General features: G+C 33.2%; 22 protein-coding genes. 13 read left to right on the top strand and 9 right to left on the bottom strand.

What is annotated here, in order from left to right; all coding sequences use genetic code 11:
* Positions 1 to 7 precede the first annotated feature (7 nt).
* Both rimM and ACWGOQ_RS04375 read left to right on the top strand, forming a co-directional pair.
* A complete protein-coding gene (gene rimM / locus ACWGOQ_RS04380) occupies positions 8 to 532 on the top strand; it encodes a ribosome maturation factor RimM (RefSeq protein ID WP_452056336.1) in 525 nt (174 codons plus the stop codon).
* 198 nt (positions 533 to 730) lie between these two features.
* Positions 731 to 1,441, top strand: coding sequence for a tRNA1(Val) (adenine(37)-N6)-methyltransferase (locus tag ACWGOQ_RS04375; protein ID WP_452056337.1), 711 nt, complete (start codon positions 731 to 733; stop codon positions 1,439 to 1,441).
* 119 nt (positions 1,442 to 1,560) lie between these two features.
* On the opposite strand, the gene ACWGOQ_RS04370 is transcribed toward ACWGOQ_RS04375, so the two are convergent.
* Positions 1,561 to 1,872 (bottom strand): hypothetical protein, encoded by a 312-nt coding sequence (locus tag ACWGOQ_RS04370; protein WP_452056338.1) that lies wholly within the window; start codon positions 1,870 to 1,872, stop codon positions 1,561 to 1,563.
* A 386-nt stretch (positions 1,873 to 2,258) separates the two neighbouring features.
* Between ACWGOQ_RS04370 and ACWGOQ_RS04365 the strand changes: the two genes are divergently transcribed.
* The 6 genes from ACWGOQ_RS04365 to ACWGOQ_RS04340 all read left to right on the top strand — a co-directional run bounded on the left by ACWGOQ_RS04365 (position 2,259) and on the right by ACWGOQ_RS04340 (position 7,409).
* A complete protein-coding gene (locus ACWGOQ_RS04365) occupies positions 2,259 to 3,437 on the top strand; it encodes an acyl-CoA dehydrogenase family protein (protein WP_452056339.1) in 1,179 nt (392 codons plus the stop codon).
* A gap of 80 nt (positions 3,438 to 3,517) precedes the next feature.
* Complete coding sequence (locus ACWGOQ_RS04360; protein ID WP_452056340.1) at positions 3,518 to 4,081, top strand: hypothetical protein; 564 nt, start codon at positions 3,518 to 3,520, stop codon at positions 4,079 to 4,081.
* A gap of 26 nt (positions 4,082 to 4,107) precedes the next feature.
* Positions 4,108 to 4,785 (top strand): glycerophosphodiester phosphodiesterase, encoded by a 678-nt coding sequence (locus ACWGOQ_RS04355; RefSeq protein ID WP_452056341.1) that lies wholly within the window; start codon positions 4,108 to 4,110, stop codon positions 4,783 to 4,785.
* Entirely contained in the window at positions 4,785 to 5,999 is a 1,215-nt protein-coding gene (locus tag ACWGOQ_RS04350) for a BaiN/RdsA family NAD(P)/FAD-dependent oxidoreductase (protein WP_452056342.1), read from the top strand. The genes ACWGOQ_RS04355 and ACWGOQ_RS04350 overlap by 1 nt, the downstream gene beginning before the upstream one ends.
* On the top strand, positions 5,996 to 6,553 hold the full coding sequence (locus tag ACWGOQ_RS04345; RefSeq protein WP_452056343.1) for a DUF1697 domain-containing protein: 558 nt from the start codon (positions 5,996 to 5,998) through the stop codon (positions 6,551 to 6,553). Before ACWGOQ_RS04350 ends, ACWGOQ_RS04345 begins: the two co-directional genes overlap by 4 nt.
* Positions 6,554 to 6,626: 73 nt before the next feature.
* Positions 6,627 to 7,409 (top strand): hypothetical protein, encoded by a 783-nt coding sequence (locus tag ACWGOQ_RS04340; protein ID WP_452056344.1) that lies wholly within the window; start codon positions 6,627 to 6,629, stop codon positions 7,407 to 7,409.
* A gap of 206 nt (positions 7,410 to 7,615) precedes the next feature.
* Here ACWGOQ_RS04340 and ACWGOQ_RS04335 read toward each other — a convergent pair whose 3' ends face one another.
* Complete coding sequence (locus ACWGOQ_RS04335; RefSeq protein ID WP_452056345.1) at positions 7,616 to 8,173, bottom strand: TetR/AcrR family transcriptional regulator; 558 nt, start codon at positions 8,171 to 8,173, stop codon at positions 7,616 to 7,618.
* A gap of 26 nt (positions 8,174 to 8,199) precedes the next feature.
* A complete protein-coding gene (locus ACWGOQ_RS04330; RefSeq protein WP_452056346.1) occupies positions 8,200 to 8,673 on the bottom strand; it encodes a TspO/MBR family protein in 474 nt (157 codons plus the stop codon).
* A 99-nt stretch (positions 8,674 to 8,772) separates the two neighbouring features.
* Here ACWGOQ_RS04330 and ACWGOQ_RS04325 point away from each other — a divergent pair, with 99 nt between their 5' ends.
* Genes ACWGOQ_RS04325 through ACWGOQ_RS04315 form a run of 3 tightly spaced genes read left to right on the top strand, consistent with a single transcriptional unit; the run spans position 8,773 to position 11,765 of the window.
* The gene (locus ACWGOQ_RS04325) at positions 8,773 to 9,858 is read left to right on the top strand and encodes a diphosphomevalonate decarboxylase (protein WP_452056347.1); all 1,086 of its coding nucleotides are present in this window, start codon (positions 8,773 to 8,775) and stop codon (positions 9,856 to 9,858) included.
* A 47-nt stretch (positions 9,859 to 9,905) separates the two neighbouring features.
* Complete coding sequence (locus tag ACWGOQ_RS04320; protein ID WP_452056348.1) at positions 9,906 to 10,841, top strand: mevalonate kinase family protein; 936 nt, start codon at positions 9,906 to 9,908, stop codon at positions 10,839 to 10,841.
* Positions 10,842 to 10,856: 15 nt separating this feature from the next.
* Positions 10,857 to 11,765: a geranylgeranylglycerol-phosphate geranylgeranyltransferase gene (locus ACWGOQ_RS04315; protein WP_452056349.1), complete on the top strand. Its 909-nt coding sequence runs from the start codon at positions 10,857 to 10,859 to the stop codon at positions 11,763 to 11,765.
* A 62-nt stretch (positions 11,766 to 11,827) separates the two neighbouring features.
* Here the strand turns inward: ACWGOQ_RS04315 and ACWGOQ_RS04310 are convergent, their stop codons facing one another.
* The gene (locus tag ACWGOQ_RS04310; RefSeq protein WP_452056350.1) at positions 11,828 to 12,172 is read right to left on the bottom strand and encodes a hypothetical protein; all 345 of its coding nucleotides are present in this window, start codon (positions 12,170 to 12,172) and stop codon (positions 11,828 to 11,830) included.
* Between the two features lie 459 nt (positions 12,173 to 12,631).
* Between ACWGOQ_RS04310 and ACWGOQ_RS04305 the strand changes: the two genes are divergently transcribed.
* Positions 12,632 to 13,588: a carbon-nitrogen hydrolase family protein gene (locus ACWGOQ_RS04305; protein ID WP_452056351.1), complete on the top strand. Its 957-nt coding sequence runs from the start codon at positions 12,632 to 12,634 to the stop codon at positions 13,586 to 13,588.
* Between the two features lie 48 nt (positions 13,589 to 13,636).
* Positions 13,637 to 14,476 (top strand): pseudouridine synthase, encoded by an 840-nt coding sequence (locus ACWGOQ_RS04300; RefSeq protein WP_452056352.1) that lies wholly within the window; start codon positions 13,637 to 13,639, stop codon positions 14,474 to 14,476.
* A 61-nt stretch (positions 14,477 to 14,537) separates the two neighbouring features.
* Here the strand turns inward: ACWGOQ_RS04300 and ACWGOQ_RS04295 are convergent, their stop codons facing one another.
* The 5 genes from ACWGOQ_RS04295 to ACWGOQ_RS04275 are packed head-to-tail and all read right to left on the bottom strand — an operon-like array spanning position 14,538 to position 19,399.
* Positions 14,538 to 15,365 carry an alpha/beta hydrolase gene (locus ACWGOQ_RS04295; protein WP_452056353.1) on the bottom strand — a complete coding sequence of 276 codons (828 nt, stop codon included), beginning with the start codon at positions 15,363 to 15,365 and terminating at the stop codon, positions 14,538 to 14,540.
* Positions 15,355 to 16,740 (bottom strand): MptA/MptB family glycosyltransferase, encoded by a 1,386-nt coding sequence (locus ACWGOQ_RS04290; RefSeq protein ID WP_452056354.1) that lies wholly within the window; start codon positions 16,738 to 16,740, stop codon positions 15,355 to 15,357. The genes ACWGOQ_RS04295 and ACWGOQ_RS04290 overlap by 11 nt, the downstream gene beginning before the upstream one ends.
* Positions 16,740 to 18,212, bottom strand: coding sequence for a cellulose synthase family protein (locus ACWGOQ_RS04285; RefSeq protein ID WP_452056355.1), 1,473 nt, complete (start codon positions 18,210 to 18,212; stop codon positions 16,740 to 16,742). Before ACWGOQ_RS04285 ends, ACWGOQ_RS04290 begins: the two co-directional genes overlap by 1 nt.
* The gene (locus ACWGOQ_RS04280) at positions 18,212 to 18,904 is read right to left on the bottom strand and encodes a glycosyltransferase family 2 protein (RefSeq protein WP_452056356.1); all 693 of its coding nucleotides are present in this window, start codon (positions 18,902 to 18,904) and stop codon (positions 18,212 to 18,214) included. The genes ACWGOQ_RS04285 and ACWGOQ_RS04280 overlap by 1 nt, the downstream gene beginning before the upstream one ends.
* Complete coding sequence (locus tag ACWGOQ_RS04275; protein ID WP_452056357.1) at positions 18,905 to 19,399, bottom strand: toxin-antitoxin system YwqK family antitoxin; 495 nt, start codon at positions 19,397 to 19,399, stop codon at positions 18,905 to 18,907.
* Positions 19,400 to 19,611: the final 212 nt, after the last annotated feature.

Here is a 19,611-nt window from a genome sequence, read left to right as displayed (position 1 = left end):
ACTACTGATGAAGAAAGAAGATTGCTTCTATCTAGGCAGAATCGTAAGCAAATTTAGTTTTAAGGGTGAGGTATTAATAAAACTTGATACCGATGAACCTGAAAGTTATGTAAAAATGGAATCAGTTTTTGTTAGTTATAACAAAAATTTGGTTCCATTTTTTATAGAGAGAAGTTCACTCCATAAGAGCGATTTACTTAGAGTGAAGTTTGAGGATGTAGATTCGGAAGAAGATGCAGATGATCTCATGAAAGCAGAAATATACTTGCCACTAAGTCTCTTGCCAAAATTAGAAGGTGATCAGTTTTATTTTCATGAAGTAATAGGTTTTAAAATAGTAGATCTTACTTTTGGCGAAGTAGGTATAATTAAACATATTAATGACAGCACTGCTCAGGCACTTTTTGAGATTGATCGAAATGGTATTGAAATTTTAATACCAATGAATGATGAGTTTATAGATAAAGTGGATCGAGAAACAAAAACTGTTTTTGTAAACACTCCAGAAGGATTGATTGACCTTTATCTTTAGATAAAATCAAAAAAAAACAAGTTTTCAAATTTTTAAGAAGCTGAAAAAGTGTTTCAGTCTCCAGCTTCAATGGTACTTTTAATCCTCTAACGAAAACCCTAAGAAAAGAAGTTATAGGATCTAACCATTACTTAATGTTTATTCTAGACTTTTATTATAAATTAAGAGAAAAGCTATTTCAGATTTCAGATCTATTTGATGAAACCATTCCATTTTAAACAATTTACCATACATCAGGATCGATGTGCCATGAAGATCGGCACGGATGCGGTTTTACTGGGTTCCTGGGTTCCACTACCTGACACAGTGAATTCGATATTAGACATAGGCACGGGTACGGGCGTTATTGCATTAATGATGGCTCAGCGATCTTATGCAGAAACTATTGATGCTATAGAGATTGATGATCATGCCTACGAACAGTCGGTAGAAAATTTTGAAACATCGGATTGGGCAGATCGATTATTTTGCTACCACGCTTCTTTTCAGGAGTTTTTCCAAGAAATTGATGATCAGTATGACCTATTAATAAGTAACCCTCCATTTTATACTGATGATTATAAAACCTCAGATGCAAATCGTAATATGGCTCGATTTGCAGATGCATTGCCTTTTGAACACTTATTTTTTGGAGCTTCACACCTGTTGTCAGAAAAAGGAAGCTTTGCAGTTATTATACCTTATAAAGTAGAAAACACTGTGCTTGATATCGCAAAAAAAGTGGGATTATATCCTTACAAATTAGCTAGAGTTAAAGGAAATCCTTCCTCAGAAATTAAAAGGAGTATGGTTCTTTTTGGTTTTGATCAAGCCGATTATGAACCTGAAGAAATTATCATAGAAACAGCCAGACATCAGTATACAAAAAAATATATTGAATTAACCCGTGCATTTTATTTAAAAATGTAAGAGAATGAAGATAAAAGAGGAGAATTATTATAATTCTCCTCTTTTATTCAAATTCAATCACTTTACGAAATTTAACTTATATTTCTATAAATTAAAACTTTTAAAAATTGATGCGGTAATTAGTCTTTAGTTACCCAATTTCCTTCGGCATCACAATGTACTTCTACAGTTTCTCCATCTTCCTTGGTAAGTTCCAATTTAAACTCAGAAGCATCTTCTTTTGCGGCGGCTTTACTAATGGTTGCACCGGCAAAATCCTTCGCTACAGCATCAAGTACTGGTTGTGGAAGATTTTCAACAGCTAATTCAATATATTTCTCCTGAGTAGTAATCTCCATAGTTTCTTTAGAAGACATTTCTTCAGCACTAATACTTTGCGATCCTAATAAAAGTCCAAAAGCGAATACTGGTAATACAAATAAATTTTTCATTTTGTTTCTAGGTTTTAATTATTCTTTATTTTCTTATATAATAGAGAGGAATAATTGTGCCATATGGTTTTTGATAAATTATTTCAGCATAAGAAATTGAAAAACAGTGTTTTACATAAAAACACAATATTGTTAAAAGTATCTAAAATGTGTAGAAATCAGTTTCTAAATGCGGAAATTATCCACAAATATTTGTATTGGAAATGTGTTTATTTGTGGTATGTTTATGTCAATGAAGCTAGATTGTTGATATTAGATATCTTCAGTATTTTATATTATATTTTAAGAAGTCAAAAAAAATTGGCAGCTCTTTTTTCATTAATTACATTTGTTGGTGACTTAATTACCATAATTTTGAAAATAGTTTAAAAATAAATACACAATATATGAAGCCTGATCTTTTTGAAGCACCAGATTATTATAATTTAGATGAACTTTTGACGGATGAACATAAATTAGTCCGTGATGCTGCTCGTAGTTGGGTAAAACGAGATGTATCGCCTATCATAGAAGAGTATGCCCAACGTGCGGAGTTTCCGAATCAAATCATCAAAGGATTAGCAGAAATAGGAGCATTTGGCCCTTATATTCCTGAAAAGTATGGAGGAGCAGGATTGGATCAGATTAGTTATGGATTAATTATGCAAGAAATAGAAAGAGGAGATTCTGGAGTACGCTCTACAGCATCGGTACAATCCTCTTTGGTAATGTATCCTATCTGGAAATATGGTAGCGAAGAACAACGAAACAAATACCTTCCTAAACTTGCATCAGGAGAATTTATGGGATGTTTTGGTCTTACAGAACCAGATCATGGATCTAATCCTGGTGGTATGACCACTAATTTTAAGGATAAAGGGGATCACTATGTACTTAATGGAGCTAAATTGTGGATATCCAATGCTCCTTTTGCTGATATAGCAGTGGTTTGGGCAAAAGACGAAGAAGGAAGAATCCACGGGTTGGTTATAGAGCGCGGGATGGAGGGTTTTTCTACTCCCGAAACCCATAATAAATGGTCTTTGCGAGCTTCTGCAACCGGCGAACTTATTTTTGATAATGTTAAAGTACCAAAAGAGAACCTATTGCCTGGAAAGAGTGGATTAGGAGCGCCTTTGAGCTGTTTGGATTCAGCCCGTTTTGGTATTGCCTGGGGCGCTATTGGAGCGGCAATGGATTGTTATGATACTGCTTTGCGTTATTCCAAAGAAAGAATTCAGTTTGATAAACCTATCGGAGGAACTCAATTACAGCAAAAAAAACTTGCAGAAATGATTACCGAAATTACCAAAGCGCAATTATTAGCCTGGCGATTAGGAGTATTAAGAGAAGAAGGAAAGGCAACCTCTGCACAGATATCTATGGCAAAACGAAATAACGTGGATATGGCTATAAAAATTGCCAGAGAAGCCAGACAAATTCTTGGCGGTATGGGAATTACAGGAGAGTATAGCATTATGAGACACATGATGAACTTAGAAAGTGTAATTACCTATGAAGGTACGCACGATATCCATCTCTTGATTACAGGAATGGATATTACAGGAATAGCTGCATTTAAGTAATATGAATTATTAAAATAATAAGACGTCTTGGTTTTACTAAGGCGTTTTTTTGCATATTTTTCGCTCAAAAAATAAAGTTAATGAAAAAAGTAGTTCTTATTTTAGTAGGTAGTTTATTTGGTTGTGTTTCTTTTGCTCAGGATATAGCAAGGGTAGAGCCAGTACAATTTCGATTAAATTTTTTAGCTCCTGGTGCAGAAGTTGAGCTTGGAGTAACCAAGAGTTCTTCAATACTATTAAATGCAGGTTTTTTATGGGGTATTGGAACAAGTGAAGACTTTAACGGAACAACAGAGACCAATTTTGCGATCCTTCCTATACTTGATGGTCAATATAGATACTATTATAATTTAAATCAAAGACAAGAAAAAGGTAAAAACATATCCAAGAATAGCGGTAACTTTATTGCTGTTAAAAGTACATATTATTTTACTGAGAGTTTTTTGAAGGGGCTTGAAGGCAATGAAGAAGATCTTTTTACGGATGAAAGCGACTTGTGGGTAATTGGATTAACATACGGGATACAACGAACCTATTTTGATTGGCTTCATCTAGGTTTTGAGGGAGGAATTGGGTATGGAAAAACCCGAATAGATAGTTTGATATTACCCATACTATCTTTTACAATAGGGTATGCTTTCTAATAAATTTACAAATTAATTTTAAACCGATGAAAATATTTGGGCATCGTGGAGCAGCTGGTTTGGTTGCAGAAAACACATTAGAATCTATAGCAAAAGCTATGAAATATAACATTGATGGAATTGAAATTGATGTACATAAGTGTAAGTCAGGAGAATTGGTAGTCGTTCATGACAAAACCTTGCAAAGAACAACCAATGGCAATGGCGAAGTGTCTGATATTATTTGGCAGGATTTAAAGCAGTTTAGAACTGCTGAGGACTATAGAATACCTACTTTAAAGGAAGTTTTAGACCTTATAGATGGGAGATGTATTTTAAATATAGAATTAAAAGGCATCGGAACAGCACTACCAGTTATAGAATTATTAGATAAACATGTAAAGGATACGAAATGGAATTGTAATGATTTTATCGTATCTAGTTTTGATCATTCTCAGTTATTTCAAATAAAATCAATGACTTCTTTATTCAGGTTGGGAGTGTTAACAGAAAAAAATATTCCAAGCGTACTGAATGTCGCAGAGGCGTTAAAAGCATTTTCTATCCATCCACCGATATATTCTTTGACCCAAGAAGATGTTTTTTTAGCTTACAGAGAAAAATTTAAAGTATATACCTGGACCGTAAATGATCCAGCGAAGATAAAAACATTAAAAACTTGGAAGCTTGATGGAGTCATTACAGATTTTCCTAATTTTGCTTAATGCAATATGATCTCTTAATAATTGGTGGTGGAGCAGCGGGATTTTTTACAGCTATGAACGTGGCAGAAAAGGATCCTAATCTCAAGATAGCTATTCTTGAAAGAGGAAAAGAAGTTCTGTCTAAAGTTAGAATTTCTGGAGGAGGTCGTTGTAATGTGACCCATGCGGAGTTCGTTCCAGACGATTTAAGTAAAAATTATCCCAGAGGCCAAAAAGAGCTTATTGGTCCTTTTCACACGTTCATGACCGGTGATACGATGGATTGGTTTGATCGTCGAGGTGTAGCATTAAAAATAGAACCTGATGGAAGGATTTTTCCAGTTTCTGATTCATCCCAGACGATTATAGATTGTTTTTTATCAGAAACCCAACGATTAGGAATCAAAGTCCTGACTAATCATGTAGTAAAGGATTTTTTTAAAGAAAAGGAGAATTGGAAAACAATCACGAATCAAGGAAATTTTGAAGCTAAAAAACTTCTAATTGCTACCGGTAGTAATCCTAAAATATGGTCAAAGCTAAACACACTAGATCATCAAACTATTGATGCGGTTCCATCATTATTTACCTTTAATATAAAAGATCAAAGAATCAAGGATTTACCCGGTATCTCAACAGACGCCTCTGTTCTGGTGAAGAATTCTAAATTATTTAGTGATGGACCGTTACTGATTACGCACTGGGGGATGAGCGGCCCTGCAATCCTTAAGCTTTCAGCGTGGGGCGCAATTGAACTTAATTCCTATCAATACAATTTTGAAATTATCGTTAATTGGCTGCGGGATTATTCTAAAGAGGAAACTTTAGAAACACTAAAAGTTTTAAAAAATACAAATCCAAAACAACAAGTATCTAAATATGCTCAGTTTGAACTACCAAAAAGGCTTTGGCAAAATTTAGTTGCTTTTTCGGGAATCGATAAAACCACGCGATGGGCGGATACCAATAAAGTTCAATTGAATACACTCTCTGACGAATTGACTGGAGGTGTTTATAGTGTTAAGGGAAAGAGCACGTTCAAAGAAGAGTTTGTAACGGCAGGAGGGATCGATCTTAAAGAAGTGAACTTTAAAACCTTTGAGAGTAAGAAACACGAAAATTTGTATTTTGCCGGAGAAGTATTAAATATCGATGCTGTAACCGGAGGGTTTAATTTTCAAAATGCCTGGACAGGTGCTTATATTGCTGCTCAGGCAATCACATCAGTAGCATGAAAAAAAATATCGCTTTATTAAGAGGAATAAATGTAGGAGGTCATAAAAAAATAAAAATGGCTGATCTAAAACAGATGTTCGAGAAACTGGGTTGTAGTTCGGTAGTTACCTATATCCAAAGTGGAAATGTAGTTTTTGAAAATACTTCAGACGATCTGCCTGTTTTAGAAACAAAGATCCGCGTTGCAATTAAAAAGCACTTTGACTTTGATGTACCAGTAATTGTGATGACTCACCAAACTTTAAATGAAATTCTTCAAAACAATCCTTTTGCTGATAAATTGGCAACAGGTGAAATAGATAGTAAAAAAATGTATTTCATGTTTTTATGTGATCAACCGAATCCATTGGCAGTAAAAGAACTTTCTACAATTTCATATAACCCAGAGGAATTTACAATTACAAAAAAAGTAATTTATTTACACGTTTTCAATGGCTATGGCAAGACTAAGCTAAATAGTAACTTCTTTGAAAAAAAATTAAGGTGTAACACAACGACCAGAAACTTAAGAACAATGAATAAGTTATTGGAATTAAGTTTTTTAAGAGTATAATTGTTCAGATACTTTTCGGAAATCTGCGTAAAATTTTGTATCTTAAAATGGTTTAACCATTACCTTAATAACTATGAAAAAAATTACACTAGCACTTATGATTGTTTTGATGTGCAATAGCACACTTATAGCCTATACAAGTAACGAAGAGCCTATAAAACAACTATTAATGGATTATATTAGTAAGATCAATGATCTGGAAAGAGGAGCTAAAAAGAACGATATTTTGTATCTGTTTGATGAGAAATATAGCGGCAATACCGTATATGTCAATTTATCAGGTGCTTTGGTCAGAAAAAACTATGATAAGAAAAATATTTCATCCCAATTGGATGATATCATAAATGACGACAATTACAGTTTCAAGCTCACTTTAGAGGAAGTTGTTTTTAAAAGTCAAAAGGCAAACGCCGGAATCATATCTGCCGTTGTTAATTTTGAATCATTTATTAATAAAAAACTAGCAGAAAAAGGAACCATGTTAATGGACTTGGTTGGTATTAAGATTGATGAGCGATGGAAAATTGTTCAAAATAATATGGTTAGAGTTTCTGAAGCAAAAGACATTGGAGAGTGCGTTTGCTATATGTACGGAAATGGAGACACTAAGTTTGTAACAGAGGTTTATTTTCCTGCCGGACTAGAATACAATCAGCAACTAGAGTCTTTTCAGATTACTAGAAAAGATGATTCTCGATTAATAAAAACCCACAGTGATGAATTTTATTGGAAAGGCAATGGTGGGATATATTATAAAGGAAAATCTATCGGTAAGACAAAAGATTCAAAACAAGCCATACAAATAGCAGTTAAAAATTTATACAAAGATTCATGTATAAAGGTCGTATTCAATTAGATTTATTTTCAGCGTAAGAATTCAAAATTTATATACTAATGTATCCTGTTAGATTAGCACAAGGCAGGGTACATTATGAAATTGTTACGATCAATTTTGGATATTAGATTGTTTAAGTGAGACTGTAATTTGTCATTTTGGTTGCTTTAGAATGAGAGGGAGTCAATCAATATTTTCTCTAAAAATTTTTAAAAAAAGTAAAAAGTCTAATCTCTTAAAAATCCTTTCCAAGATATTTCTATAGCTTGGTTAATATGTTTGTCTAGTAGTTTTACTTTTTCATTTTCATGGATTTTTACAATAGAAACTACATTACCAAAAAATAGTTCTTCCATCACCATAGGATTGTATGACTTAAAAACTTTCTGCCGGATTCCTGTTTTAAAATAATTCTCAATTTCACTGTAATACTGTCTTGCTTTATCTTTTAAGGATTGAGGTATTTCTGGCGATCTGGCTATTTGTTCAGAAAATACAAATGCAAGTGGATTATTTACAAAATAATGAAATAAATTGATCCACATTGTAGAAAACTGTTTTTTTGTATCATCTTCAGGAATATTACGCATGACCACAGTTCCAAAATCTTGAGTGAGCATTAAATAGAGTTCAGTAATGATCTCTTCTTTGTTCTTAAAATGATGATATACAGTTCCATTGGCAACACCAGATTCTTTGATGATTTGCGAAAGCGAAGTTGCCTGGATTCCTTGTCTTGTAATTAATTCTAAAGTAGTTTGTAAAACTATTGACTTTTTGTTCATAAATAATTTATTCCTTCATTCTTGGTTTAGTTAAGTTGCCATATACTAAAATTTAATGCAGTCGCAAAAGCAACCCAAATCAAATAAGGGATAAGTAGGTAAGCGGCGGTCGAATTTACAACTTTAAACCACTTGATTGTAAATAATAACAGGATAAACAGGGCAAGTATATCCACAAGTGCAATCAATGGATTACGTATTCCAAAGAAAAAAATGGACCACGCAGCATTGAGTAAAAGTTGAAACCCAAAATGATATAACGCAATTTTTACCCATTTATGATAAAAACCTTTACTCCAAACAATACCCGCTGCAATTCCCATCATAATATAAAGAATTATCCAAACAGGAGCAAAAAGCCAATTAGGGGGCGTAAAGGATGGTTTTTTCAAAGCTACATACCATGTAGTAATCGATGTTTGTGTTGCAACGCTACTTAAAAAGCCTATTAATAGACATAATAAGACGGCGATGCCGATACGAAGTAACTTTTTTCTCATTAGGTTTAGTTAGTTACATACTAAAATAGCAATTTATTTTTATTAGCTTACTCTTTAATCCACTTAACCATTTATCTTTGCCAAAATTATTTTTATATTATGGGTGATTATAGTCAGTTTATCACTAAAACATCTTTATTATTACCAAATAAGGGATCTATTTCCTGTTCATCACCTAGTAATATTGCGTTAGTGAAATATTGGGGCAAACGACCTGTACAATTACCAGAGAACCCTTCTATAAGTTTTACATTAGACACTTGTAAAACAAAGACCACATTACACTATAAAAGATTAGAAAGTATCTCAGAAGATTTTCAGTTTGAACTGCTTTTTGAGGGAGAGCCAAAACCAGATTTCAAACCAAAAATTAGAAATTTTTTTCAACGAATTTATGAGTATGTTCCTTTTCTGAAAAATTATAAATTTGTTATCGAGACAAGCAATACCTTTCCTCATAGTAGTGGGATTGCCTCTTCTGCAAGTGGTATGAGCGCACTGGCGTATTGTTTGATACAATTAGAAAAACAGATAGATTCAGACCTAACAGATGAGAAGTATTTACAAAAAGTTTCCTTTTTGTCCAGATTAGGATCCGGAAGTGCTAGTAGAAGTATTGAAGGTCCTATTACTGTATGGGGTGCACATAAGGAGATAGTGGGAAGTAGTGATGCCTATGCCGTTCAATTTCCTTACGAGATTCATTCAAATTTCAAAAACTATCAGGATACGATCCTTCTTATAGATAAGGGTGAGAAACAAGTAAGTAGTTCTGTAGGTCACGATTTAATGCACGGTCATCCGTTTTCATCAGAAAGATTTAAACAAGCAAACAAAAACATAATCAAATTAAAAGACGTCTTGGTGTCAGGTGACTTGGATAGGTTTATTGAAATTGTAGAAAATGAAGCATTAACACTTCATGCTATGATGATGACTTCATTGCCTTATTTTATATTAATGAAACCTAATACATTATCTGTAATACATAAGATTTGGGAATATAGAAAAGAGACAGGGTCTAAGATTTGTTTCACCTTAGATGCCGGAGCAAATGTACACGTACTGTATCCTCACAGAGAAAAGGATCAAGTGATAGATTTCATTAAAAATGAGTTAGTTGTATATTGTCAGAAAGGGCAGTATATTTGCGATAAAATAGGATTAGGTGCCAAATTGTTGTAACTTTATCCTGAAGAGTTAGACAAATTGGATATAAGGCTAATAAACAAATGAAGGGACCGTTATTTTACTCGAAAATACTTTTATTCGGCGAATATGGAATTATTAAAGATTCCAAAGGGCTTTCTATACCCTATAATTTCTTTAAAGGAGCGCTAAAGGTTTCTGAAAATCCTGATTCACAGGCTGTTAAATCTAACAAAAGTCTTGTCGATTTCACAGAATATTTGGAAAAAATTCAAGATAAAGGTGTTGTCAAATTTGATATGCAGCGGTTGAAAGACGATGTAGCTTCTGGAATGTATTTTGACAGTAGTATTCCTCAAGGATATGGAGTTGGAAGTAGTGGAGCGTTGGTAGCAGCAATTTATGACAAATATGCTAATAATAAAATAACCGTTTTAGAGAACCTAACTCGTGATAAGCTATTAAAACTAAAAGAGGTTTTTGGATTGATGGAATCTTTTTTTCACGGCAGTAGCTCGGGGTTAGATCCCCTAAATAGTTACCTAAGCCTGCCTATTCTCATTAATTCTAAGGATAACATCGAGCCGGCGGGGATTCCTTCACAAAGTGTTGATAATAAAAAAGGAGCTGTTTTTTTATTAGATAGTGGTATGGTAGGTGAAACTGCACCAATGGTAAGTATTTTTATGGAAAGCATGAAACAAGAAGGTTTCCGTACAATGCTTAAAAATCAATTTGTTAAACATACGGATGCCTGTGTCGATGATTTTTTAAAAGGCGATATTAAATCCTTGTTCCTTAATATTAAGCAATTATCTAATGTGGTATTAGATAACTTTAAGCCTATGATTCCTGCACAATTTCATGCATTGTGGAAAAACGGAATCGAAACTAATGACTATTACTTAAAATTATGTGGTTCCGGTGGCGGAGGCTACATTTTAGGATTTACGCAGGATTTTGATAAAGCTCAATCTGTGCTCAAAGATTACAAATTAGAAGTAGTATACAACTTTTAATAGGTTCAAATCAGGATGTTTTCCAGAAAAAATAAACTCACTCTTCTTAAGCTATTGAGTTTTTTTTCTATCATAAGAGGTTATAATATTCTTATCATTGTACTGGCACAATATCTCACTTCGGTATTTATTTTGGCTCCAAATATCCCATTAAGAAAGGTGCTTCTCGATCCTAATTTGTTTGTGATCGTATTAGCATCAGCAGGAGTAATAGCCGCTGGATATATTATTAATAATTTTTACGATCGAGAAAAAGATATTATCAATAGACCCCAAAAAACGATGCTGGATCGTTTGGTTAGTCAGCGCACCAAACTTACTGGATATTTTGTACTTAATTTTCTTTCTGTAATTCTTGCTAGCTACGTGTCGTTCAGGGCAGTTTTGTTTTTTTCCTTATATGTTTTCGGGATATGGTTCTATTCTCATAAGCTAAAGAGAAAGCCTTTTTTGGGTAACTTTGTTGCCTCTACCTTATCAATAACGCCGTTTTTTGCTGTTTTCATATATTATAAAAATTTTGATGAGGTTATTTTCGTACACGCTACTTTTCTATTTTTAATGTTGGTGATGCGCGAAATGGTTAAGGATCTTGGAAACCTAAGAGGCGATGTGGCGCAGAATTATAAAACAATTCCTATTATCTACGGTGAGGCAACTTCTAAAAAACTAATAAGTTTACTTATACTTGCTTCCTGTATTCCAATTTATCTGCTTCTTACCAGGTATGAAATTGGATATATGTACTTGTATTTTTATGTTTGCCTGTCACTTTTATTTCTATTCCTTATTGCTTTATGGAAATCAAATAACAGGACGCATTATATCTGGTTACACAATACTTTAAAATTTATTATTGTATCAGGTGTGTTTAGTATTGTTCTAATTGATGTTCATATGATTCTTGATAGAATTCTTGGGTAACAAAAAAGCAGCTACATTTTTTTTATGCAACTGCCTTCTAATTACTTGTCTCAAGTATACGCTTATGCTTCTGGGTTTACTACTTTTAGCCTTAGTTTAAATACTTTGTTTCCTGTTTTCTTAATATCCGAATGAACTTTTTTATAATTCAATCTGTTTTTTACATAATAAGTAACTGCTTCTTTTTCAGAATCAACATTTAAGATTACAATCTCTCCTTTTGCATTTAGAATAAATTCGATGTCTGCATTAATTTCATTACAATCCAATTGGATTTGCGGCTTTTCTAATAAAAATGCTATTTCACTTCTTAGTTTTTGTTCGTTCGTTTCTTTTGTGTTTTTGTCATTTGCAAAAATCTGCGTTGATGCTAAAATGGCTACTGCGAATACAATTAATTTTTTCATTTTTTTTACGTGTTTATTAGGTTTGAGTTTTAAGATATTATTTGTTTTAATTTTACAAGACAAATGTAAATTTGAGAATCCTATTCTTTCGAGTTTACTTTTTATCAGAATGTATTGTTAAGTTTACTATTATGTAAATTAGTGTACATTTTAACATAAGTTGAATTTTATGAAATATATACTTATAATAAGTTTACTTTAGGAGTATCAATGCGGACTAATTTGATTGATGTTGCATTGATACATGTAGATATCTATTTAATGCGAATAATTCAATTTTTAACACGTCTCCAATGTTGCCAAAATGTTATCAGGTGGTTTAACTGTAAAGCAGATTGATACATTTAAGTGTTTGAAATTCAATTTTTTGCATATTATTTATTCGCTAACAGGATCTTGAATATTTAAAAATACGAACCAGAAATTTGAGATTTAAAAACAATAAAACTGAAATTCTTCATGAAAGATCAATTACTGACGGTTGCTATAGCGCAAATTTCGCCTGTTTGGCTGGATAAAAATGCAACCATTGAAAAGATTAAAGAATCTATCATTGAGGCAGCTACAAAAAAAGCAGCACTCGTTGTATTTGGGGAGACGTTACTTCCCGGATATCCTTTTTGGGTTTCGTTAACTGATGGTGCTCAGTTCGATAATAGGGTTCAGAAAGAAATCCATGCGCACTATGCTCAGAATGCGGTGGTTATAGAACAAGGGGATTTGGATGCTTTTTGTACACTGGCTAAAGAGTATAGTATTGCTATTTATCTAGGAATTATAGAAAGACCATTAGACCGAGGAGGTCATAGTATTTATGCTTCTTTAGTATATATAGATCAAAAAGGAGAAATCAAGTCTGTACATCGCAAATTACAGCCAACCTATGAAGAGCGATTGACTTGGGCACCTGGAGATGGTAATGGACTTAGAGTACATCCTCTCAAAGCTTTTACTGTTGGTGGTTTAAATTGTTGGGAGAATTGGATGCCGTTACCAAGAGCGGCATTATATGGACAAGGAGAAAATTTACACGTAGCCACCTGGCCCGGAAGTGATTATAATACCAGAGATATTACACGCTTTATTGCCAGAGAATCTAGGTCTTATGTGGTTTCTGTTTCTGGTTTAATGCGTAAAGAAGATTTTACGTCAGCAACACCTCATTTGGAGGAAATTCTTAAAAAAGCTCCTGATGTCTTAGCCAATGGTGGTTCCTGTATTGCTGGACCAGATGGAGAATGGGTTTTAGAGCCGGTGCTGAATAATGAAGGGATATTCATACAAACTTTGGATTTTGACCGGGTATTACAGGAGCGACAGAACTTTGATCCGGTTGGGCATTATTCCAGACCAGATGTAACGCAGCTAAGTGTGAATAGAAAACGACAAAGTACCGTTTGGTTTGGTGAGGATTAGTTGTTATTTCTAAAAACTAAACAACTATCTTTGCAAAAAATGTAAGATATGAGTCGTGGAGATAATTCTAATAGAGGAAAAGGAAGTGGAAGACAAGGAGGGAATCCAAAAAGAAAGTCATACGCCAGAGGTAATGCCCCTATAAAAAATAAAGATAATTCACCAAAGAAGATTTCTAATTCTGATGAGATCCGATTAAATAAATTTGTAGCGAACTCTGGGGTTTGCTCCAGGAGAGATGCGGATTTATATATACAAGCAGGAAACGTTTGGGTAAACGGAAAGCCTGTTACAGAAATGGGGCACAAGGTAAAATTGACTGACGAAGTGAAGTTTGATGGGCGTTTGATTACACCAGAGAAAAAGGAATATGTATTGCTCAACAAGCCCAAAGGTTTTGTAACCTCTACAAGTCCGGAAAAAACAAGAACGGTTATGGATCTGGTAGCGAATGCTTCCAGAGCAAGATTAAAACCTATAGGAAGATTAGAACGCAATACCACAGGATTATTGTTGTTTACCAACGATGTAGATTTAGAAAAGAAACTAACACATCACAAAACAGGCGTTCGAAAAATCTTTCACGTAGAGTTGGATCGTAATCTTAAGTTTGAAGATTTCCAGAAAATTGAGAAAGGGATCAAGCTAGAAGAAGGATTTATACCAGTAGATGAAATCTCTTATATAGAAGGCGCATCTAAGAATGAAATAGGAATCCAGTTAATGTCCTCAAAAAACGGTATCGTTACCAAACTTTTCGAGCATCTTAATTATGGAGTTTTAAAACTAGACAGAGTAATTTTTGCAGGGTTGACCAAAAAAGATCTACCGAGAGGTCATTGGAGAATACTAACTGAGCAAGAAGTTATTAATTTAAGAATGATGTAAACCAAGAATTACATAAATTAAAATGGAGGAACTAGATTATTAATTTAGTTCCTCTATTTTTTTAATACCTCGCCAATAATTCCTTCAACTCATCATAGTACTGTTTAGAAAGATAAATGCCATTATGACCAGCACCTTTGATAAGCGTAAGTTCGATTTTATCGGGATATAATTTCTTTAATCGTTTAGAGTGTTCTTCTGGTTTAATTAGAAAATCTTTAGAACCGTGAAAAACCCGTATAGGACACCTGACCTCACCTAAGAATTTATAAGATGGGATTTCGTAGTTAATCAATGACTTTGGAACAGGTGCTATACTAGCTATAAACTCATTCCAGGCATAATAAGGAGCTTCAAGTATCAGAAGTTTAGGGTTGTTTTTTGCTGCGGTATAGGAAGCAAACCCTGTTCCTATTGAATATCCTAATATAATAATATCTTTTTCTTCATAACGCGTAAGAACATAATCATAAACCTTTTGTGCATCGTTATATAGTTCGGATTCTTCTTCATAAAAGCTGTCACTTTTACCATATCCTCTATAATCTACAAATAGGACGTCAAACTTATTTTCTGTGTATAAATACGCACGTTCTCCCCACTCGTGGATCGCTCCTGCATTGCCATGGAAATAAAGAATAATACCTTTGCTTATTGAATCAGTTTTAAATAATAACGCATTTAAATCTATGTTATCTTCTACTGGAATATTAATTTCTTCAAAAGACTGATCGAAGGAATACGTGTAATCTTTATCTAAAACCTTAGGATTGAAAAAGAAACGCTCTTGTTTAACATATAAAAAAACATAACCGCAAAGTATTAAAATAACTATGAAAGCTAAGAATCGTACGAATCTTCTTCCTATTTTTCTGAAATTAATTCTCAATGTAAATTGATTTTAGTGATGTAATCTGGGTATGCTTAAAGCCTTCGAAAATAAAAATACCAAATACAAGGCTATATTCCAGAGCAACAAACCATAAATTTTCTTTAAAATCAGGATGGGTATATGCTGTATAACTAAATATAATGACAAAAGACCACCAAACTGGAAACCGGTAGTTAGTGAATATGCAAAGTGCAAGAGGAACAGCAATATACCAGGGATGGACAGTAGTTGATAAGAAATAATAGCTACAAATACCAAGAACCATAACGGTAATTAACTCGACGGTATTTTTATTTTTTCTAAAAAAAGTAAATAACAAGAGAATGCCAATGACGATTATTGGCAAAATTTTACCAACCGTGCCAATAATATTCCATCCAATAGTTTGATAACCAACCCACCGAATGATATAATAAATACTGGCGTTAAACTCAAAATTCTGAAACCAGAGACCAATAGTTTTACTAAAATTAGAAATGAATTCAGAAGATAAAAAAGGTGCAAAAAGAAGGATGGTAACGATCATGACGATACTATAAAAGCCACTAAGTTTCAAGAAACGTTTTTTAAGAGATGTCTTATCAATGCCGACAATAAACTTCTGAAAAAATAATGGTAAAAATAACAAAGGAATTAATTTAACCGAAACAGAAAGTGATAAAGTAATTGCTGCCCAATACCAGTGTCTCTTTTGTAACAAATATAAAGACCAGATTATAAAAAATATCATAACTGCCTCAAAATGAAGATTTCCAGTAAGTTCGATAATAACAAACGGATTTAAGATATACCAAAATATTCTATTTTCTGGAATTTTTAGTTTACGCAATAATTTTATCCCAAAGAAAAAAGTTCCAATATCTGCTAGGATAATAAGTAGTCTCATCACAATTGCAGAACCTAAAATACTTTTTCCTGCAAAAATTCCAGCCACTAAATAACAGAACTGACTTACCGGTGGATAATTGGTAAAGTGACTGCCATTAAGTGCTCCCATTCCTTCATATAATTCTTTTGCTTGAGCGATTGGAGCATTACCCTGCATAATCCAGGTCTCTGGCAATGATAAATAAGGATTGATTCCTTCCAGTAGCATTCTGCCGTCCCAAATAAATCTGTAGAAATCCTGAGAAAGATTAGGTATAGCGACAAGAAATATCATTCTAAACCCTAAAGCAATACCTGCTAAGAGTTTTATATTATGAGGATTGATTTTAATGATTCTGTAAGACACAAAAAACAATCCAGTCCAAAGGCCTATCATTTTTGTAAAATCTGTGCGTTCTAATTGATAAGCAAAACTCCAGTAAAATAAGGCGCAAAGCGAGGTGAAGATGATGGAAAACTTATGGTATTTCCAAATGCTAATCATTATAATTTAGAAGTCACAGATTTAAAGAATACAAAACCAAACCCAAGAAACAACATGATATGAAATAAGAACAATCCAAAATCCTGTAGTTTAAAAGCACTGTACAGGGCAAATGCAAAATAACACATCAATAATGCTTCTATAATGGTGTTTCCAGAAATGTTCTTGCTCACATATTTATTTCCTTTCCAAGAATCTTTTAGCGTACTTATATTAAATTTTGGAGTTCTCACAAATTCACTTTTCTTACCGAAGTGACCTTCTAGAACGGCCATAGAGTTGTGTACTGAGAATCCCATGGCGATCGAAAAGAAAGTGAAAAACATCTTGATGTATTCTATAAATTTCCAAAACCCTCCATTATGGATTTTCTTAAATGTGTGCCAGTAACAAAAGAAAAATATTACTGTGCTTAATGCGAAAAAGGCGATTACATTAAAATACCAACTAAACATTGGATTCCTATTTTTAATGTACATTACGGGAACACTTAATACAGCAACAAGTAATACTAATAGAAACATGCTGCTATTTAAAAGATGAAAGAAACTATGGAATTTTGTTTCGAAAGGAACAGTTTTATCTTTAAGAAGTTTCCAGTACAATTTCTGAAAATTCTCTGCGGCACCTTTGTTCCATCGAAACTGTTGCGAACGTGCAGCACTAATAACTACAGGTAATTCTGCAGGAGTTTCTACTTCTTCCAAATATTTAAATTTCCATTTTTTAAGTTGAGCACGATAACTTAAGTCCAGGTCTTCTGTCAATGTATCTCCTTGCCAATTTCCTGCATCTTCAATGCACTTTTTTCTCCATACACCAGCAGTTCCATTAAAATTAATGAAATGATTCTTATAGTTACGCCCTACTTGTTCCATAGTAAAGTGAAAATCCAACGCGAATGCCTGAATTTTAGTCAACATAGAATAATCCCTATTGATATGTCCCCAACGGGTTTGTACCACACCAATGTTTTTATTTTTGAAATAAGGAATTGTTTGTAACAGCCATTTTTGACCCGGAAGGAAATCAGCATCAAAAATCGCGATAAACTCACCTTTCGCAATTTTCAACCCTTCTTTTAAAGCTCCTGCTTTAAACCCCGTACGGTCTTCTCTGCATATATGATGAATATCTAATCCAGTTTTTTGAAGTTCTTTTATATGGGCTGCAGTAGTATGAATTGATTCATCAGTAGAATCATCTAGTACCTGTATTTCCAACTTATCTTTAGGATACTCTAACAAAGCGATATTGTCCAGTAACCGCTCCATGACATAGAGCTCATTATATACCGGTAGTTGTACAGTAATATATGGTGTTTCTTCTTCTATGGAAAGATCAAACGTAGGAGAGTTGTCATTCAGTTTTCTAGCTTTTAAATAGTTAAATAGTAAATTCAACTGGGCTAAACTGTACAAGAAAATTATTATTAACGCAACTGTATAAATTACAATGATAGCAATATCCATTACTGAAAGCTATATTTAAAAATCCAACTTAAAATCTTAACGCCTGCAAAGATAGCACCTTTTATGGTACCTGAAACTTTTGAAACGCCTATTCTCTTTTTATAGCGAACCGGAACTTCTACATATGAATAATGCTTTTTTATGGCTTTTAGTTGCATTTCTACAGTCCATCCATACGTTTTGTCTTGCATGTTTAGTTCCAGAAGCTTATTATACTTAATCGCTCTAAAAGGACCTAGATCTGTGAATTTTGCACCAAAAAATAACCTCATCAGACTTGTAGCAAGCCAATTTCCAAATATCTGAGGCACTGTCATTGATCCATTTTCTCTTAATTTTTTATCTCTTGCTCCAATCACCATGTCGATATCTTCATGGATAATAGGAGCAACGATCTTTGTCAACTCTTCGGGATAATCACTATAATCACCATCCAGGAATACAATGATATCTGAATTGGTTTTTTGAGAAGCTATATAATCCAACCCTTTTAAACAGGCATAACCATATCCCATTCTTTCTTCTCTTAATACTGTAGCTCCAGAATCTGTTGCCACAATTTCAGTATGATCAGTAGAATTATTACTTACAACAATTATCTCTGAAACCACTTTGGGAATCTCATTAATTACGTGACCAATAGAATTACCTTCGTTAAAAGCAGGTATAATGACTTTAATTATTGGATTCATTTACAGAGAGGCATTGGGGTTATCTTTTTTAAAGCTATAAATATCCGTCCATTCTCCAGTTTTTTGATCATCAATGTATTTTTCAGCTTTAAAAAGTTTATTTTTTCTATATAAAAGACCGTATCCGTTTTTTTTGTCATTTTGATATTGATACTTCCTTGTAACCTGATCCTTTATATTACTGGTGGCAATATCGTAAATAATCCACCATTTTTCTGCTTTATTATCTATAAAATGCCCTTCTTTAATGAGTTTGTTTTCTTGGGAATAGAAATACCAATATCCATTTTTTTTATTGTTGCTATAATGTCCCTGTTCCGAAATATTTCCATTGCGATGGTAAGTATACCAATAATCTATCTTTTGATTGTCCATTATCCAACCCTCAGCCTTAATAGCCCCATCTGTGTAGTACTCTCTATGATATTCTTTAGTAATTGCTATTTGGCTGCTAGAAAAAGCATATATCACGGTAAATATAAAAAGCTTATACATCATCATTGTATTTCTATAGAAACTTAGACGAAAGCTTTTAGCAATACCAACAATTAGAGTAAAAAAAGATCCTCATATAATTAAAAGCAACCCCTTAAAAATGTATTAATAAGCCTACGTAAATTAATTAAAAACTAATTAAAAGTGTTTTTTATCTAATTTTTTGTTAAATTTATCGATAAAATAAAATTTAAAACTATTGTTCTTTGTAA

This window comes from Aquimarina ulvae, assembly GCF_053613295.3.
The sequence above is the reverse complement of the archived record's forward strand: the minus strand, read 5'-3'. Positions and strand labels throughout refer to the sequence as shown.

Excerpts from the sequence above, each read along its gene's own strand:
- ACWGOQ_RS04345 (WP_452056343.1), top strand. The coding sequence starts at position 5,996 with ATGAAAAAAAATATCGCTTTATTAAGAGGAATAAATGTAGGAGGTCAT.
- ACWGOQ_RS04365 (WP_452056339.1), top strand. The coding sequence starts at position 2,259 with ATGAAGCCTGATCTTTTTGAAGCACCAGATTATTATAATTTAGATGAA.
- ACWGOQ_RS04375 (WP_452056337.1), top strand. The coding sequence starts at position 731 with ATGAAACCATTCCATTTTAAACAATTTACCATACATCAGGATCGATGT.
- ACWGOQ_RS04275 (WP_452056357.1), bottom strand. The coding sequence starts at position 19,399 with ATGTATAAGCTTTTTATATTTACCGTGATATATGCTTTTTCTAGCAGC.
- rimM (WP_452056336.1), top strand. The coding sequence starts at position 8 with ATGAAGAAAGAAGATTGCTTCTATCTAGGCAGAATCGTAAGCAAATTT.
- ACWGOQ_RS04315 (WP_452056349.1), top strand. The coding sequence starts at position 10,857 with ATGTTTTCCAGAAAAAATAAACTCACTCTTCTTAAGCTATTGAGTTTT.
- ACWGOQ_RS04355 (WP_452056341.1), top strand. The coding sequence starts at position 4,108 with ATGAAAATATTTGGGCATCGTGGAGCAGCTGGTTTGGTTGCAGAAAAC.
- ACWGOQ_RS04320 (WP_452056348.1), top strand. The coding sequence starts at position 9,906 with ATGAAGGGACCGTTATTTTACTCGAAAATACTTTTATTCGGCGAATAT.
- ACWGOQ_RS04335 (WP_452056345.1), bottom strand. The coding sequence starts at position 8,173 with ATGAACAAAAAGTCAATAGTTTTACAAACTACTTTAGAATTAATTACA.
- ACWGOQ_RS04340 (WP_452056344.1), top strand. The coding sequence starts at position 6,627 with ATGAAAAAAATTACACTAGCACTTATGATTGTTTTGATGTGCAATAGC.
- ACWGOQ_RS04300 (WP_452056352.1), top strand. The coding sequence starts at position 13,637 with ATGAGTCGTGGAGATAATTCTAATAGAGGAAAAGGAAGTGGAAGACAA.
- ACWGOQ_RS04370 (WP_452056338.1), bottom strand. The coding sequence starts at position 1,872 with ATGAAAAATTTATTTGTATTACCAGTATTCGCTTTTGGACTTTTATTA.
- ACWGOQ_RS04290 (WP_452056354.1), bottom strand. The coding sequence starts at position 16,740 with ATGATTAGCATTTGGAAATACCATAAGTTTTCCATCATCTTCACCTCG.
- ACWGOQ_RS04360 (WP_452056340.1), top strand. The coding sequence starts at position 3,518 with ATGAAAAAAGTAGTTCTTATTTTAGTAGGTAGTTTATTTGGTTGTGTT.
- ACWGOQ_RS04350 (WP_452056342.1), top strand. The coding sequence starts at position 4,785 with ATGCAATATGATCTCTTAATAATTGGTGGTGGAGCAGCGGGATTTTTT.
- ACWGOQ_RS04325 (WP_452056347.1), top strand. The coding sequence starts at position 8,773 with ATGGGTGATTATAGTCAGTTTATCACTAAAACATCTTTATTATTACCA.
- ACWGOQ_RS04285 (WP_452056355.1), bottom strand. The coding sequence starts at position 18,212 with ATGGATATTGCTATCATTGTAATTTATACAGTTGCGTTAATAATAATT.
- ACWGOQ_RS04280 (WP_452056356.1), bottom strand. The coding sequence starts at position 18,904 with ATGAATCCAATAATTAAAGTCATTATACCTGCTTTTAACGAAGGTAAT.
- ACWGOQ_RS04330 (WP_452056346.1), bottom strand. The coding sequence starts at position 8,673 with ATGAGAAAAAAGTTACTTCGTATCGGCATCGCCGTCTTATTATGTCTA.
- ACWGOQ_RS04310 (WP_452056350.1), bottom strand. The coding sequence starts at position 12,172 with ATGAAAAAATTAATTGTATTCGCAGTAGCCATTTTAGCATCAACGCAG.
- ACWGOQ_RS04305 (WP_452056351.1), top strand. The coding sequence starts at position 12,632 with ATGAAAGATCAATTACTGACGGTTGCTATAGCGCAAATTTCGCCTGTT.